Origin of the sequence: Bacillus nakamurai (genome assembly GCF_001584325.1) — a bacterium.
GTDB classification, from domain to species: Bacteria; Bacillota; Bacilli; order Bacillales; family Bacillaceae; genus Bacillus; species Bacillus nakamurai.
This window is the reverse complement of sequence record NZ_LSAZ01000041.1, coordinates 330,823-348,929: the sequence shown is the minus strand read 5'-3', so window position 1 is coordinate 348,929 and position 18,107 is coordinate 330,823. Positions and strand designations below refer to the sequence as shown.

Sequence of the window (18,107 nt, the reverse complement as noted above, 5' to 3'; positions counted from 1 at the left end):
ATTAAACCTCCACTTCATAGGTATCCCAGATGTTTGCCGCAGTTTTCTCATTTGTTTTCTCACGGCTGTCCGGCGAAATCAGCCGCTTTTTTAATACAGGCGGCGTCAAAGGGCGGCGCTTGACTTTGCGTTCTCCGTCTTCCTGCCACGCTTCAATAATGACGTGGGCATTCGTTCCGCCGTCGGCAAAGCAGTTTACCCCTGCTGCCGGAAGGGATGACGGCCACTCCGTCAGAGCACGGCTGAACATGATATTGGCCTTTTCTCTATCAAAATGTGCATTTTCTTGTTCGCCGGATAAAAACGGCACGAAGCTGCGCTCTTTCAGCATGAGAACGACTTTAATGAAGCTTGCAATGCCTTCCGCGCAAAGCGGGTGCCCGATATTCGGCTTCACAGAGCCGATTCCGAGCGGACCGGCGTCTTGAGGCCGATAGACTGATTGAATGGCTTTCAGTTCTAAAAGATCGGTAACGACCGTACCGGAACCGTTTGCTTCGATATAACTGATATCTTCCGGCTGTTTGCCGCTTTTAGCGAGAGCCGCCTTCATGACGGCTTTTTGCGCCTCCAGGCTTGGCGTAGCCGGTCCTGCCGTTCTTCCGTCGTTATTGACGGAAGCCGCCTTCACTACGGCATAAATGGAATCCCCGTCCTTAAGCGCCTGCTTCACCGTTTTTAACAGAACCATTCCGACGCCCTCGCCAAGCACGACTCCATCGGCACGTTCATCAAAAACATGGAAGGAAGAAGCTTCGCTTAATATGCCGCGCTGGTCAAACAGTTTATGGGTTTCTTCAGACTCAAACAGGCTCACGCCGCCCACGACGGCTGCTTTAATTTCTCCGGTTAAAAGGGCTTGAACGGCCATATTCATGCCGACTAAAGCAGAGGAACAAGCCGTATCCAGCACAAGACTCGGACCGCGCATATCAAAATATTGAGACAGGTTAGCCGCCAAATAATTTTGGCCCACTGCTACAATCGGATTTTTCGCATCTAAGAGATTCTCTTCACCCGGTTTATGACGGCTTCGTCCGCCGAGGTAAACGCCGATCGGCTCACCTTTTACTTCCTCCGGTGTATATCCTGCGTGATACCACAGGTTCAGGCACTCTTCTAACGCAGCCAAAGCTTGCGGGTCCATCGCCTTTACATCCTCTTCAGGAAGTAAAAAGAATTCAGGATCAAACTCATGAATGCCGTCAAGCACTCCTGCGTAATAAGGCGTCTCTGAGTCCCAGCGCTCCTGCGGAACAGGACGGATTGACGAACGGCCTTCCGCAAGAAGCGACCAATACGCCTCTAAGGTGTCTGCCCCCGGAAAGCGGCACGACATGCCGACTACCGCAATATCCTCACCGTGCGGTCCTCCGTCAAACGGCTCCTCTTGCCATACAGCAGCTGGTTTTTCACCTGCCGGCTCAGCCTGTGCTTTAGAAGCAGGCTCCGGCGCCTCCATCTCAAACATGCCTGACAATGGCTCAGCATAGCCTTCAATAAGCCAGACGGCAAAGCTTTGAATCGTCGGGTATTCATAAAGAATCGACGGGTCCAGCGACGCTTCAAGGCTCCGGTTAATCCGCTGCAAGAGCTGGGCGAGAATGATGGAATCCACACCGTAATCTTGGAATAATACGTCTGTCTCAAGCTGATCTTGATCAATCCGAAGCTCTTCAGAAAATAACTCCGTCAGCCAAGCTTCTGTTTTCTTCGCTAATAGGTCGTGATTTTCGGCCGGATCGGCGATTTTCCCAGCCGGTTTTTGATCCGCCGGACTCTTTTCGTGCATAACCTGTTTGCTGCGCCGCATGAATTGTTCCGGTTTCCAATGCTCTGGATTTGAAACGGCCGGCAGTACCGCTCCCCGGATTGACCGGGCTAAAATGCCATCTAAAAGCTGTAATCCTTCTGCATTCGTAATGCTGTACAAGCCGCTGTCTTTGTATGCTTTGTTCGTCACTTCGCCCATCCCGGTTTCTTTCCAGTTCGGCCATTGGATACTGACAATCGGAGAATGCTCTTGGAATGCATTCGCAAAGTAATCCATATACGCATTCGCCATGGCATAATCAGCTTGTCCTGCCGAAAGCGCCGGAATTGCCGCTGAAACGGATGAAAACAAAACGAAAAACTTCAGCGGCTCGCCGCTAAACACGTTGTATAACGCCCGAAGCCCGTCTATTTTCGGTTCAAGCACGCGGTGTATATCTTCATCGGTTTTTCTGATAAACGCCAGCGTTTCTTTATCGGTTACACCCGCACAATGGATGACGCCTCCGATCGGTCCGAGCGTCTGTTTAATATGATTCAGCTCTTGTTTCAAGACTGCTTCATCCGCTAACGGGACGGACAATACGTGTACTTTTACGCCTTTTGCTTCTAATTCGAGCACGGCTTGAATTTTCTCTCTTACAGAAGCCGGGGCCCCTTTCAAGCCACCCGTCCACTCTTTTCGCGGCGGGAGCGTTTCACGGCCTGTGAGCACGAGCTTTTTCACTCCGTAATGCTCGGTAAAATGACGGGCGCATAACAGTCCGATTCCCCGTGTGCCGCCGGTAATGAAAAGCACATGATCTTCAGGAAAATCCGTCCGCTCTTCATGTAAATCCTGATTTTCAGAGGCTTTTAATACGGCGCGGTACCTCATGCCGTCCCTCCGGCAAATCTCGGCTTCATCAGAGCTGGCATTAAATTCATCCGCGATTTGTTTCGCAAGCCGTGAACTCTCCAGAGACGCTTCAAGATCGAGATGTCTCGATACGAGGTGGCTGTACTCGCATGCAAGCATCCGGTACAGGCCGGCCCGTCCTGCCCCTGTTATTTGAGTAGTTCCTTTTCCTAACGACTCCAACTCTTTCGTTACGCAAAGCAGCGTAATGCCGTCTTTACGGCCATGCTCAATCAGCTTTTGGAGCCACTCCACTCCCATGATGTCTCCATGGTCTTCTTTCACTGCGCCGAGAAGATCGATGACTCCGTCAAAGCTTTTCCAATCATATTCAGCAGACAGTTCTGCCGTGCCGATAATCCGGTGATTCGGAAAATGCGCTGAAACTTCTTCTGCCAGATTCATTGTTTCCCGGCCTGCCAAAATCGCGACTGGATGTGTGCTTGGTTCCCGATATTCCGCGGGACTCAGCTCCCATTGTTTCGTCAGCATATTCTTTGACCGTTTCTCTTTATGAGACTTTTGCTTTCTGTTATGTTCAGGCAGCCAGTACGTGTCTTTTGCGAACGGATAGGACGGAAGACTGATCAAACGCGGCCTGTTGTCTTCATACAGACGGTTCCAATTGATCACGCCGCCTTTTACCCATACCTCTGCCAGCTTGGCGTATTTTCTTTTTCTGATCCAGGCATCGATGACGATGTCCATATCTTCATCAGCCGTAAACAGGGCAAACGTCTCTTTATTGCGAGACTGTCCGGTGTAAAGCCCTTGAGCATCTTTTTGATTCTCCGTGAAAGCATGCAGCTTCGTTTCCAGCTCCGACATCGTTGCTGCGAGAAATGCCAAGCGTTCTTCCATTTCGTCCCTTCCGGTTTGCAGCGTATAAGCGATAGCGGCCAAATCCATATCGGTGTATGGTTTTTTGTGAATCTCCTCCAGCAGCTGTACCGCCTGTTCGTGAAGTTTTGCTTTTGATTTGGCAGACAGGAGGATAATCGCCGGATTGTCCGGGCTTGCTTTTTGTTCAGAATCAGCCGCTTCTTCCGGTATATACTCTTCAATGACAATATGGGCGTTGACGCCGCCGATACCGAACGAGCTGACCCCGGCACGGCGCGGAATGATTTTTCCGTTTTTGTCTGCTAAAGCCTTCCACTCCTGATTTTCCTGCACGATATAGAAAGGACTGTCTTTCAGCTGGATATAAGGATTGATCGTTTCGGAATGCAGGCTCTTGACCAATGTTTTATGCTTCATTTGCAAAAGCACTTTCACAACACCTGAAATTCCCGCAGCAAGCTCTAAGTGGCCGATATTGCTTTTGACTGAGCCGATGCCGCATCGATGATTGGCTGCTTCAGGCTTTTCATTTGTTTCTGACAGCTTTTGAAACGCCGCCTTTAAACCGTTTATTTCAATCGGATCGCCCAATTCGGTTCCCGTTCCGTGCGCTTCAATATAAGTGACGGTGCTCGGATCAACTTCCGCTTTCCGGTAGGCATTCACCAATAAATCAGCCTGCTGTTTCGGATTCGGCGAGGTTAATGTGTTGGCCCGGCCTCCGTGATTTTCCGCCGTACCGCGGATAATACCGTAAATCGGATTGCCGTCCCGTTCAGCATCAGCCAGTTTTTTCAGCATAATAATCCCGGCGCCTTCTCCTCTGACATATCCGTTGGCGTCTTTAGAGAACGTTTTGCATTTGCCGTCTTTACTGAGCATGCCTGCTTTGCTGTAGCTGATGTGCGCTTCCTCGGTCAAAATGGTGTTGATCCCGCCGGCAATCGCCATGTCACACTCTCCGTTTTGCATAGCGGAAACCGCGCGGTGGATTGCCACAAGCGAGCTTGAGCATGCCGTTTCAACTGGCTCGCTCGGACCGTGAAGATTTAATAAATAGCTTAATCGGTTCGGCCCTACTGAAGGAATCATGCTGCCTGTCGCCGCATGGCCTTCCAGAGGCAGTCCGGCTCTTGTGAATAAATCTTTATATCCGGTATTTCCCGTCCCGATAAAGACACCCGTATTTGTGCCGGAAAGGCTCTCCGGCTTACATCCCGCATCTTCTATCGCCCGCCAGGCAAAGGTCAGTAATAACCGCTGCTGCGGGTCCAAATACTGAGCTTCCCGCGGTGAAATGCCAAAGAACAGCGGGTCAAACTCGGCGATGCCGTCAATAAATCCGCCCCACTTGATATCCGTTTTATTTTCTTCAAGATTCGGGTCGCCATCAAACGCCTCCCAATCCCAGCGGTCTTTCGGAATCGTTGTGATGCAGTCTTTTCCTTCTTTCAGATTGCTCCAAAATTCATCAACATCCTTCGCACCAGGGAATCTGCCGCTGATGCCGACAATGGCAACCGGTTCAAAACGAGGTTTCGTTTGCTTCGGTGTTTCTGCCTTGGCGGTACTAACCGATGCGAAACGTTTTCTTCTTGCCTCTTTCGGCTTTCGGGATTTTGAGTGCTCTTCTACTGAAACCTCTTTCGGCTTCGTCTCGGCAAATCGGCCGTGATACTCTTTCGCCAAATGTCCGGCCAGGCTGTTGATCGTTCCGTATTCAAAGAAGATCGTCGGCGCAAGCTCCAGCTGATGCGTTTCATTAATCCGGTTTGTAAAGACGGTGAAGGAGACTGAATCAAAACCGTATTCACTCAGCTCGGTATCAGCATCAATGTCCTCGCGGTCAACTTTTAAAATCTCGCTTACCATGCCTGTCAAAGAGGTATGAAGCGCTTGATGAGGTTTGGCGTGTTCCGGCTCTATTGACGCAGGAGAAAGCTCTGCTTTCACTTCATCCGTCAAATATTCTGCTAAGCTGCGGATGGTCCCGTATTCAAAGAAAATCGTCGGCGCAAGCTCCAGCTGATGCGCTTCATTTAATTGATTTGTAAAGACGGTAAACGAGACTGAATCAAAACCGTATTCACTCAGCTCGGTATCAATATCAATGTCCTCACGGCTGACTTTTAAAATCGAACTTACCATTTGGGTCAGCGAGTCATGCCATTTGCTTTCTGAAACGGCCGATGCAGCCGTATGTTTCTCTTCTGCCGTTTCAGGTTCAGAAACGGCTAGGAATGTCTGTTTCAATTTTGCCGCAATCCCTTCTGCTGCAACAAGATGCGGCTTTGTGTGAGCCATTCCTTCATAAAATGCGGCTAAGCCGGTCTCCTTTTGAAGCGGAACCATTCCGAAGGTTTTGAGCATCATCTGTTCAGTCTCAGCCCCGGCCTGCATTCCGCCTTCTTTCCACAGCGGCCAGTTGAAGGAAATCGTTTTCCCGTGCCGCAAGTTGACGGCTGCCAATGAATCTCTGTAAGCGGCATATGCATCCATAAACGCATTGCCGGCGGCGTAATCCGCCTGGCCGATATTGCCGAGGCTTCCGGAAACAGAGGAGAAGAGAACAAAAAAGTCGAGCTTGCAGTCTTTGCTTGCTTCATCTAAATAAGCAGCGCCCAATACTTTAGGAGCCAGCACCTCTTGAAATTCCTGACTCGTTTTTTGGATCAGGAAACGGTCTTTTATGACTCCCGCACCGTGAATGATTCCGTTCAGCTTCCCGAAATCAGCCATTATCTCTTGAATGAGCGCTTCGTTTGCCTTCTGGTCAGCAGCATCCAGCTTTTTATACACGACATTCGCGCCCGCAGTTTGAAGCATGCTGATCTCATGCTGCTTTGCTTCGGTTACATCTGAGCGTCCGGTCAGAATGAGGCTCGGCTGTTTCACACGATCTGTGATTTCTTTTGCGAACATAAGACCTAAGCTTCCGGCGCCTCCGGTAATCAAATACACTCCTTCGTCTTTCCATACGGCGTCGGTTTCAAGCGCCGTCGGCATTTCTTTCCAAGCCTTCACATATCGTTTTTCTCCTTTGTAACGAATATGTTTATCTTGAGGTCTTTGGCTGTCGTTTTTCAGCTTTTGGGCTATAGCGGGCATTTCTTCTATCGCTGATATTTCAATAAGCTGGCACGTCAGTTTTCCGTATTCCAATTCGGCTGTTTTTAAGAGGCCTGACAAGCCGGCAAACAATTGCTGGCTGCCGTCAGCGGACATAACGGTTTGAATCAGAATGCGCCCTTTTCGTTTTTCGCCCATCATCTGCTGAATCCGCTCAGCGATTGTTTGCGCGTACGTTTGGAAGCGCTCAGCGGCTGTTCCGCCCGCACCATCCAGCATCAGTAAGCCGGCTTCTTTCAGGCCGGAAGCAATATCGCCATTTGCATGACGGGCTTCTTCACAAAGAATGACCAAATGCTCATCAGCGTGTGAGTCTGATGCCTGAGACGGCTCGGCTTCTTTCCAAACAGGCTCAAACATGATTTTTTCAGAGGCAGAGGATGTTTGAACGGTTTCCGCATCACCCTCAAGCACTCTGGTTGAAAAACCTCTCACCTTGACGCAAATCGCCCCTGTTTCGTCAAACAGGTCAATATCTGCTTTCTGAACAGGGTCTCCGCTTTGGTATCCTTCACTAAAACGGGCATGCGCCCACATTTTCGGCGTGCACCGTTTCACAACTTCAAGATGTTCAAGCACAAACGGCAAAATCAGCTTCTGCCCGGCAAACTCCTGCATAATGCAGATTGTCGCCGTCTGGACGGCTGAATCCATCATGCTCGGGTGCAGCGTATATTGCCCGCCCGTGTCAGAAACGGAGGCCGGAAGATGTAACCTGGCCAGCACTTCTTTTTCTCCGATATAGGCTGTTTCAATGCCTTGAAAGGCCTTGCCGTGGAACATTCCCCTGCTTCTGCCTTCTTCATAAAATGCAGCCGGGTCAAGCCTGTCTGCTGAACATCTGCTCTGTAAGGCAGAAAGATCTGCCTCCGGCTGTTTATCAGCTTTGATGATTTCCACACGGCCTTGGCTGTGCAGCACTTCTTCGGTTTCATTTACACTGTATATGTCGTATGAGATGATTCCGTCTTCTTCAGGAAACAGTGCAATATGCACTTGTCGCTGTTGTTCATGGACAACAATCGGTTTCATCCACACTGTATGGTGGAGCGTAATTCTGTCATCATCTTCCAATAAACCGCCCAGCGCCCGTTTTACGGCTTCATGTGCCATTTCCAAATACGCCGCTCCCGGAAGCACCGCTTTTTCTCTGACCACATGATCTGTCAAGAAAAATTCTGAGCCTGTAAACAGTGAACTGAATCGCTGCTGGGACAAATCAGATGTATTTTGATGCACGAGCGGGTGTAACGCTGAGATTCCGTTTTGTTCGGCAGATGTTTTCCGCGCTGTTTTTTTCGGCCAGTACGGTTCCTTCGCAAAAGGATATACCGGCATGCTTATCCGATTCGGACGTTTATCTTTATAGAGCTTATGCCAATTGATATCGACGCCTTTACTCCACATCTCAGCCAGCTTGTTTCCTTTTCCTTTCGCCAGCCATTTCTCAATGAGTTCCGCGCTGTCATCATCATCAGAAAGCCATGCCATGTCTTTCGCCTGCTGTTTTTCTCCCTTGAAGCAGCCTTTAACAGACGGCTTATCGTTAATAAAGTCGCCAAGCTGCTGCTTCAGCTCCGCAATCCCGCTTGTGATAAAGGCCGCCCGCTGCTCCATCGCTTCCCTTCCGATTTGGAATGTGTAGGCGGCATCAGCGAGAACAGCGTCCGTCATTTCCTTCGTTTGTAAGAAAGCTAACAGCTGCCTTGCATAATCTTTGAGGCGCTCTTTCTTTCTGGCTGACATCGGAATAATGAACGGACCCGACCAGTCTTCCTGCCGGGATGAGGCCTGATATTGTTCAAAAATTGCATGCGTGTTTGTTCCGCCGAGACCGAACGAGCTTAACGCCATGCGGTGTGTTTTGATCTCCCGGCTTAATGCTTTCTTTTCCTCCACGACGTAAAATGGAGAGTTTTCTATATCAAGGTTCGGGTTCGGCTCTTTGTAATTGATGCTTGGTGCAAGCTCTTGGTGATATAAGCTCATCACAACCTTGATACATCCGGCCATTCCTGCCGCCGTGTCCAAATGGCCGACGTTTGTTTTTACCGAACCGATTCCGCAGTATTGTTTTTTATCCGTATATTGTCCGTATACCGACCGCAGCGCGGACAGCTCAATCGGATCGCCGAGTTTCGTGCCTGTGCCGTGGGCTTCAACATAACTGACGGTTTCAGGATTGATGCCTGTTTGATCGATGACCTTCTGAATGACGTCAGCCTGTCCTTTGACGCTCGGAGCGTAAAAACCAACCTTGTCGGCACCGTCATTATTGACGCCGATTCCGCGCAATAGCGCATAAATATGGTCTCCATCCGTTACGGCGTCCGCAGCATTTTTCAACAGCACGACAGCCGCTCCTTCACCGCCCATCATTCCGTCAGCAGACGCATCAAACGCCTTAATATGGCCGTCACTTGAGAAATTCAGTCCCGGCTGATGCACGTACCCGGCATTTGATTCGGTATGAAGGGTCGCACCGCCGACAAGCGCATACTTTGATTCGCCGGATTGTAAGCTTTTGTATGCCGAATGCAGGCCGATTAAGGAAGACGAGCAGTTGGCATGAACGAAATAACTTGGCCCTTTCAGCCCAAGTTTATGAGAAATCATCGTCGGAATCGTACCGCTTTGGGCAAGCACCCATGACACATAACCATCAGGCGTTTCTAACTGTCCCGTCGTTTCCTCCGGCAATAGACTGCGGTAAGAATTATTGCTTGCCGACATATAGACGCTTGTTTCAGAAATTTCTTTTGAGATATAGCCCGCATCCTCAATCGCTTTCCAAGAATGAAGCAAAAGCATTCTCAGCTGCGGGTCCATAAATTCGGCATCTTTTGGTGAAAAGCCGAAGAAACCGGGATCAAACATCTCTTTTCCGTCTAAAGCTGATTTCGCAGCGACGAATCCGGGATGATCAGCATGTTCTTCTGAAACGCCGAAACGGCGAAGCTCCTCTTTCGTAAAAAATGCGATGCTTTCCTTGCCTTCTTTGAGGTTATTCCAAAACTCAAAATGATTTTCTGCTCCCGGAAACTCACAGGAAATGCCGATAACCGCGACACTGTCCTCATAATAATCAGGAAGATCACGAGATGGGTTTTTCCGGGAATCCGACCGCGTTTTCTTGTGCGGTACAGCTGAGAGAACCGCTTCTTTTGGTTTTTGATCCGCTAAATGTCGGCTGATTTCTTTAACCGTCGCGTATTCAAACAGCTCTGTCACGCTGAATTCACAATGCAGTTCCTGTGTAATCCGATCAGCCGCGGTGACGGCAAGAAGCGAATCTCCGCCAGCGTCAAAAAAGCGGTCATCAGGCTCAATTTCACCGTTGTTCAGTACATCCTGCCAAATCGCAAGCACTGTATGCTGAATTTCTGATGAAGAGAAAGCTTTCGTTTCTGCCGATTTTTCAGTCACGTCACGCTGCGCAAGCCGCTTGCGGTCTACTTTCCCGTTTGGCGTGAGCGGAAGCTCTTCAAGGCGGATAAAATAAGCAGGCACCATATAAGCAGGCAGCGCTTTTTTCAAATAATTCCGCAATTCCTTCGCTGAAAGAAGCGATTCCCCGTTTTGCGCGATATAATAAGCCGCCAGCCTTTCATTTCCGGTATGACTGTTGACCACAACCACGCTCTCCTGCACGTCCGGATGGGCATTCAGCTTACTCTCGATATCTCCGAGTTCAATCCGATAGCCGCGGATTTTCACTTGGCTGTCCATCCGTCCCATATATTCGATACGGCCGTCGGGAAGCCAGCGCGCCATATCTCCAGTTTTGTAAAGCTTTGAATCACGCACCAATTCATGTTTAACGAAGGCTTTATCCGATAGGTCCGGCTTATTGAAATAGCCTCTTGCCAGTCCGTCTCCTGCAATGCAGAGCTCTCCGGCCACCCCTGGAGGAACAGGCTTAAGATGAGAATCCAATATATAAATCCGGGTGTTGGCGATCGGGCGGCCGATCGTAAGTGCGCTTTGTTTTTCAGTGATGAGCTGAACCGCGGACCAGATCGTCGTCTCCGTCGGACCGAACATATTCCAAGCCTCACTGCCGGTATTCAGAAATTGCTGCTTCAATTGTTCGGAAAGCGCTTCGCCGCCGCAAAGAATTTTGATTTGTTCTTCATTTGTCCAGCCGGAATGAAAGAGCATTTTCCACGTGAACGGAGTCGCCTGCATGATCGTCGGTTTATACTCCTTTATCAGCTCTTTCAGCTTCTTGGCGTCTTTTGTATATTCTGTTTTGCAAATATTGCACTCTGCTCCTTTGATTAAAGGAAGATACAGCTCTAAAGCTGAGATATCAAAGCAATACGTCGTCACGGCAAGCAGCTTATCTTCTGACGAAAGACCCGGCTCTTGTACCATGGATGTCAAAAAGTTTGTCAGCGCCCTGTGCGGGATCATCACGCCTTTTGGCTTACCCGTGCTGCCTGACGTGTAAATCACATATGCCAAATCATCAGGCGTCACTAAGCGTTTCAGCGCCGTTCTTTCTGCTGCCGTCCGCTCTATTTCATGCCAATCGCGATCGACCGCTACGGCCTGAACGCTGCTCCAGTTCAATGAATCCTGTAAATCAGCTGTCGTCATCGCCATCGTAATCCCGCTGTCGGCGATCATATATTCCAATCGGTCTGCTGGATATGAAGGGTCAAGCGGCACGTATGCCCCTCCGGCTTTTAATATGCCGAGAAGACCGACAGCCATTTCCAATGAACGATCTGTATAAATGCCGATTAGACCGTCAGGCCCTGCGCCGTGTGCCTGTAAAAAGAGCGCCAGCTTCGTACTCTTCTCATCAAGCTCGCGGTACGTCAGTGTGTCCGTTTCATACACGACCGCACAGGCGTCCGGCGTTTTTGCCGCCTGCCGTTCAAACAGTTCATGGAAGCATACATCGGGATACTCGCGGCTTGTCTCATTCCACGTATGAAGGATCAGATCCTCTACTTCTTTCGGCAGCGGGGAAATATCCTCCAGCGGCAGATCCGCCTGCCCCGTCAATGATTCAGCTGTATGGACAAATTGGTCAAAAAGCCTGGAGACACCGGCTTCATCAAATAGCTCGGTGCTGTATTTCAACGTGAGATCCATACCCGATTCTTCTTCCCACAATTCAAATACAAGGTCGTACTCCCCTTCTTGGTGAATGTCTTTGACAAATTCGCAAGAAAATTCCTCATATTGATCGAGCATAGATTGATAGCTTGAATGTTGCAGGAAGTTTTGATAGAAAAAGGCCGTGGTGAAAATAGGCGATCCGATTTGCTGCGGCTTCACATTGATATCCCGCACCATTTTCGGAAACGGATAAAACGAGTGATCCAGCCCGTCAAGTACGGAATCCTGCACCTTCTTAACAAACTGTGCGAACGGCTCTTTTCGATTCACTTTGTTTCGGATCGGAAGCATGTTGAGAAAATGGCCGATTACCGAGTCAAAACGCTCTTCCGGTCTGACCATGGCAGGCATTCCTACCACAATGTCTTCCTTATCCGTATATTTGCTTAACAGCACCATATAGCAGCTCAGAAAAACGGTTGACAGATTCGTTGAATAAGCATTAGCAAATGATGTCAATCCTTGCAGCAGCCGATCCGGAAGGCGGCGTGTATACGTATCTTCCGCAAACTCTGGTGCCGTTCGGCTTGTACGGATTGACGGAAGCTGAAGATCCGGCAAAGTTCCTCCGAGCTGTTCTTTCCAGTAGGAACGGGAGGCTTTGCTTTCTTCGCCCGCTAAGTACCGCTTTTCCCATGCCGCAAAATCATAGTGCGTGACAGCGGAAACAGATTGATCATTTTCTTTCCCTTGCAGCAGCGCCTCATAGTGATCAAGCAGACTATGAATAAATGTAATGGAAGAAACGCCGTCAAAGATGATATGATGGATCACCGCCAGTAAGAAATGCTCCGTATCCGACTTTGAAAACAGCTGTATGCGAAGCAACGGGCCGGATTCCTTTACGAACGGCTCTTTCACTTTTTTTCTGATCAAAGCGGGTATATCTGATTCTCTTACTTCGGAAATGTCTTCCTCCGTTAAATCGACAGAATACGCTGCTTCCACTAAATAAAAATCGCCGTCCGCTTCTTTCACAACACGCTTTAACATCGGATGCTGTTCTAATACAAGCTGAAAAGCCTGCTTTAGTTTCTCTTTGTCTATTACTGATGTAAATCGGAAACAGAGCGGAACATGATAACCAGATGATTCAGGCGACATTTTTTGCAGTGTCCACAGCCCTTTTTGAACCTCAGATAGAGGAAGCGCCGTTTGCTTTTTCTCTGTTACCGCAGAAGGTGCAGACTGAACCGGGATGAGCTGATCAGGCGTTTTTTCAGCTGTATAGGCAGCTAAAGCGCCAATGGTCGGATGCTTGTGCAGCTCCCTCGCCGTAAGCCTGATGTGATACGTTTTTTCGATTGATCTGGCGAGTCTCATCATTTTTATGGAGTTTACTCCAAGGCTTTGAAACGGAGTATCTGCGTCGATAAGTTCATCTGATATTTCAAGTTCATCTTTCAAAAAGCGGATAAATTCATTTTTGATCACTTTTTCCGCAGCAGGAGTTTCAGAGATGTCCGCACCCAGTCTTTTTTTATGTAAAGAATCAAACTGTCCTTGTTCGAAAGACGTTTTCAGCTGGGTGCGCTGGATTTTTCCGATCGCCGTTTTTGGAATGTCTTCTTTTGCCACCGGCAATAAATAGTCCGGTGTGACGCCGACTTTCTGTGTCACATGCTGATGAATGGTTTGGAGCAGCTTGGCCGTGCGGCTGTCATCCAATTGAACGGACGTGACAAAGAAAATCGCCAGCTTGTCTGTCGTGCTTTGATTCGGCCGGACGGCGCATGCGGCTGTAAATGACGTTTCAATTTCCGGTAATTCCTCAACGGCCGATTCAATCGCATGGCTGTAGAAATTCACACCGTTAATGATGATCGCATCTTTTGTGCGGCCCGTTATCGTCAGCCGGCCTTCACGCAAGAAGCCGAGATCTCCCGTTTCAAACCAGCCGTCTTCTGTGAAGACACTCTCATTTAAATCAGGACGCTCATAGTAGCCGCTCGTAACAGTCAGACCCGACACTTGAAACCGGCCGATTTCCCCTTCTTCCACCACTTGATTCCGCTCATCTGCAATCCTCATGTTAAATCCGGGAATCGGAAGCCCGATTTCGACGAAACGATCCTCGTCGCTCGTGTTTGCCCGCGTAAACTCGTCAGAGAAAATCACGCCTGAAGATGTTTCAGACATTCCCCATGCGGGCCTGATCGCATTAGCGGGCAGACCGTGCGGCTCAAGCAGCTCCATGATTCTGCGCCCGACTTTTGCAACTGCGGCCTCGCCGCCGTTCAGCATATAACGCATTGAGGATAAGTCCCAATTCCGTGCTTGAATGTCTTCTGCAAAGTCGGCGAGCAGACCGAAAGCAAAATTGGGCGCCCACGTAACGGAAGCGCGGTAATGATCAATCAAATCGAGCCATTTCAAAGGGTCCATCAAAATAGACTCACTCGGTATGTTGATTTCTTTACACCCAAGGTAAACATCGCGAAGATGGAGCATTCCGATCCCGCCGACATGATCAAAAGGCATCCAGTTAAACGTGATATCTTCACTTGTATAGCCCTGCATTTGAATATTTCCTTTCACCATGCACACGATGTTTTCATGGCTGAGCATAACGGCTTTCGGCGTGCCCGTGCTCCCTGAGGTTAACAGCAGCATCGCCAAATCTTCCGGACGGGGATGGTGCCAGTCTGTTTCCATATCTGCCGCTGACAGGTCTTCTGCGGCTAAAGCACAGAACCCGGCAAGTTCCTGCTCCTTCGCCCATTCTGTCATTTCTGCTAGCATCTCCCGGCTTGTGATTACAAATGGCTCATTTAAAAGCGTCCAGGCGTCTTTCAGTTTTTGAGTGCCGCTGTTCATTTCCGTATAAGCCGGTGCGGCTGCAAGCGGCACCGGAATGGCGCCCGCTAAAACACAGCCCCAAAAAGCGGGGATGAGCTGAGAATTGTCGCTGAGCTGCAAAATCACTTCATCTGCAGCTTTCACTCCTGATTGACGGAGCCCTTTTACAATTGAAAGAGCGATTTTTCTCAGACCGCTGTACGTCTGATATACTTCAGTGCCGTCAGGCTGGATATAGGTGATTCCCTTCGTGTCTCCCACTGCCGCGGCGGTTTTATGCAGAACTTCAGGAATCGTCATCGGCTGATCCGCTGAGAGCCGCAATGGTTTTCCATAGCTGACAGATGGTTTGAGTAACCCGCTTTCATTCATATCCCTTTTCATAGAGCTGCCTCCATTTCATCTGTATGTATGATGTATTTTTACACTCCGTACATGGTCGTGATCCGTTTTTTCACTTCTTCATCATGAAAGGTTTTGTCATGCATGATTAATTCCTTTTCAATAACGGCAGGCAGCTGCTCGCGAAACGGCGCCACTAAGTGCTTTTTCAATGTGATTAAAGAATTTCGCGGCTTTTCTGCAAGCTCACGGGCCAATTCCTTCGCATGGCTTAATACCTGCTGGCGCGGCAGCACCGGAAAAGGAACTCCCCTTTTCTCCAATTCACCGCCTCGGTAATGGCCGCCGTTCAACAGCATCTCATGCCCAAGGCTGAAGCCGAGCTTCTGAGGGACGATAAATGTAGCGCCCATTCCGGGGGTAAACCCGTATTTCATAAAGTTTGCGGTATATACGCTTTCTCTGCTTAAAATGACAAAATCAGCAAACAGCCCCATGACAAACCCGCCGCCGATTCCATGGCCCTGCATAGCGGCAATGACGGGAATATCACATTCCAGCGCCAACGAGTACATGCGGTCTTCTGTAAACTTCGTAATGCCCTGCTGAATTCTGAGCAGCCCTTCCTGCGTGCCTCCGGAAGCAAAGTAATTATCATAACCGGTTAAAATAACGGCTTTATAGGCTGAAGATGCCTGTATCCGTTCAAACGCCTCCATTAATCCATCTGTCAGCTCTTGTGAAAAGGCATTTTTGTGAGCTCTGTCTTGCATTGTCACTTGGATAATATCCGGTTGGATCTCAAGCAGTTCTACTGCAGCGTGCGGCATCATATCCTCCTAACTGTTTTCATTTTCCCAAGGAAACCGGCCCGTTTCTGCGTAACGGACAATGGCCGCTTGATTATCCCGGTCTGAAAACATAGCTTGGTTTTCCGCTAAAGCGTTTGATTTAGAGCGATAAACAAGGTCGTTCAGCGAGTCCATGTATTGTTTATAGCGGATGACGGCCTTTTTCGACAGCAGGCGGAGGCGAAGCAAATGCTTTCTCAGCTCCGCGCCGCTTTCCGGGCTGCAAACATCCGCAAGTCCCCATTCAAGCGCCTGCCGGACAGAAACGGGTTTTGTCATGATCGTCATATAATGCGCCTTTTGGGACCCGATCCGCTGAATCAAAAATGGCAGAACGCAAGCCGGAAAAAGTCCGAACAACAGTTCAGATAAGCTGAATGAAGCGGTCTCGTCCGCAATGACAATATCGCTGGCAGCTGCAAAGCCGACCCCTCCGGCATTTACTTTTCCGCGGACATGGGCGACTGTAATGTACGGCCCGGACTTTAATGCCAGCCATAAACGGTACAGCGGCTCCTGCGTTTCCGCATGCTGAATCCCCTGCCTCATCTTCTGATACATCTCGCCGAAATCAGCGCCAAAACAAAACACCTCCGGCAGCCCTTCAAGCACTACAACGGTAACCGATGCCTCACATTCAGAAAGGACATGCAGGCATTCCTCCACTAAACGGTCATTAATCGTATTATTGGCTTCAGGGCGGTATAAGGTAATGAAGCAGACATTTTGCTGAAAGCGGACCTGTATTGTGTCAAAGGTCACGGCAGCCACCTGTATTTCCGATGGAATTCGCTGATTTCTTCTAAATATAAACGCGGGCTTCCTTCGTGATGGCCTAAGATGCCCGGTATCATGTTCATATCCAGCTTTACATTACGGGTGCCGAACTTCACCATGCCGCTCCCTTTAAATAATTCTTCATACTCTTCCATTGACAGCCGGTACCTATTGTTCAGATGCTCTTCTATTCCAAATGAACGCTGCCGTGTTTGTCCCTCAGGCGTAACGATGCCGCTGTAAAATTCCGAGCAGCAGCCTGACCCGTAGGAGAAACAGCCGATCCGCTTTGACGTTTCAAATGTCCCTTGGTCGATGGTGCTTGCCAGCGCCAAAAGAACGGCAGCTCCCATAATATTTCCGACCCTTTGACAATAGCGCAATCCCGGCTCTACTCTGCTTTGGAAATCCTGTTCAATCTCAGCGCTTTTCGCTTTCGCGAGCTTGCGCATCATCGTGCGGTGCGCGCCTTTTACCATGCCGCCAAACGGCGTATGATAGGCCAAATAGTGAAACGTATCCTTGTAATCGGCAAGCGGCACGCGGTTTTTGTACTCCCGAAACGTCTGTTCACAGCAATCGAGATAAGACATCAGTGACAGGTCTGCATCTCCCGCTTCACTGTCGGGAATGGGGCGGCACGTATCCATCACTTCATATCCGTAGTAGCCGTTTGCACCCGCATCAGCCTGAAAAACGATCGGATTTTCGCCTACCAATAAGGCAACCGCACCCGCTCCGGCACTCGGTTCTGCGTAAGACCAATCCTCACTTAACGCGTCACCGCCTTCTGCAATTAAGAACCGGGAAATATCAGTCGCAACAACAAGCGCTTTCGCCCCCGGGGACGTTTGAGACAAAATAAAGTTGAGCGCCATCTGAAAACCCGCCGTTCCCGAATAACAGGCTTGTTTCAGCTCAAATAAACGGCAGTTCCGATTCAGGCCTAAGTGATCATGAATATATGTACTGAGTGATTTTCCGAAGTCAATGCCCGATTCCGAACAAGTAATCAGCAGTTCAATCCGGTCTTTTTCCGCCTCTGTCAAACGGTCAATAATCGGCTTTGCCGCATTAACACCGAATGTAACGGGATCTTCGTACGGAAGCGCCACCGCTTTTTCTTTCATCAGTAAATTCTCAAATCTGGCAGGGTCTAAATTTCTGTATGCCGCCAGCTGCATGACATCGAGATAAGCCGTACCGCCAAACACATTGATTGCTTCTATTCCGGCCGCAGCCATGATCTTCGCCTCCACGTATGTATTAAATTCCCGTTTTCGTTCGTTTTTTTAAATCAGACAGCCTGCACTTTTTCATACAGTTTTTCTGCTAATTCGCCGATATTCGTAACTCCTGTCAGCTCAACGCGTGGAATTTGCAGCGATAAATCCTCCAGCATCATCGTTATAATCTCAGCCCTGTCAACCGAATCCGCCCCTAAATCAGCTAAGCGGTCTTCAAATGAAAGCTCCCGGCCTTCTAATTCAGGCAAAACCTCATATATATTGCGTTGCAGCATTTCAAAAATCCTCTCTTTATTCATTGACATTTCCCCCTTA

The 18,107-nt window shown here is 49.2% G+C and carries 5 protein-coding genes; all 5 read right to left on the bottom strand.

The genetic code is table 11. The features are described 5' to 3' along the window. Position 1: 1 nt before the first annotated feature. Genes AXI59_RS16805 through AXI59_RS16785 form a run of 5 tightly spaced genes read right to left on the bottom strand, consistent with a single transcriptional unit; the run spans position 2 to position 18,091 of the window. The gene (locus tag AXI59_RS16805) at positions 2-14,959 is read right to left on the bottom strand and encodes a non-ribosomal peptide synthetase (protein ID WP_061528774.1); all 14,958 of its coding nucleotides are present in this window, start codon (positions 14,957-14,959) and stop codon (positions 2-4) included. 38 nt (positions 14,960-14,997) lie between these two features. Then, the gene (locus AXI59_RS16800) at positions 14,998-15,747 is read right to left on the bottom strand and encodes a polyketide synthase (protein ID WP_061520605.1); all 750 of its coding nucleotides are present in this window, start codon (positions 15,745-15,747) and stop codon (positions 14,998-15,000) included. 9 nt (positions 15,748-15,756) lie between these two features. Beyond that, positions 15,757-16,530, bottom strand: coding sequence for an enoyl-CoA hydratase/isomerase (locus tag AXI59_RS16795; protein WP_061520604.1), 774 nt, complete (start codon positions 16,528-16,530; stop codon positions 15,757-15,759). Continuing rightward, the gene (locus tag AXI59_RS16790) at positions 16,527-17,789 is read right to left on the bottom strand and encodes a hydroxymethylglutaryl-CoA synthase family protein (RefSeq protein ID WP_061520603.1); all 1,263 of its coding nucleotides are present in this window, start codon (positions 17,787-17,789) and stop codon (positions 16,527-16,529) included. The genes AXI59_RS16795 and AXI59_RS16790 overlap by 4 nt, the downstream gene beginning before the upstream one ends. A 53-nt stretch (positions 17,790-17,842) precedes the next feature. Then, positions 17,843-18,091 carry an acyl carrier protein gene (locus tag AXI59_RS16785; RefSeq protein WP_061520602.1) on the bottom strand — a complete coding sequence of 83 codons (249 nt, stop codon included), beginning with the start codon at positions 18,089-18,091 and terminating at the stop codon, positions 17,843-17,845. Between the last annotated feature and the right edge of the window lie 16 nt (positions 18,092-18,107).

Bases quoted from the DNA above. Each gene is read 5' to 3' on its own strand.
- AXI59_RS16805 (WP_061528774.1), bottom strand. From the start codon at position 14,959: ATGAAAAGGGATATGAATGAAAGCGGGTTACTCAAACCATCTGTCAGC.
- AXI59_RS16800 (WP_061520605.1), bottom strand. From the start codon at position 15,747: ATGCCGCACGCTGCAGTAGAACTGCTTGAGATCCAACCGGATATTATC.
- AXI59_RS16790 (WP_061520603.1), bottom strand. From the start codon at position 17,789: ATGGCTGCGGCCGGAATAGAAGCAATCAATGTGTTTGGCGGTACGGCT.
- AXI59_RS16785 (WP_061520602.1), bottom strand. From the start codon at position 18,091: ATGAATAAAGAGAGGATTTTTGAAATGCTGCAACGCAATATATATGAG.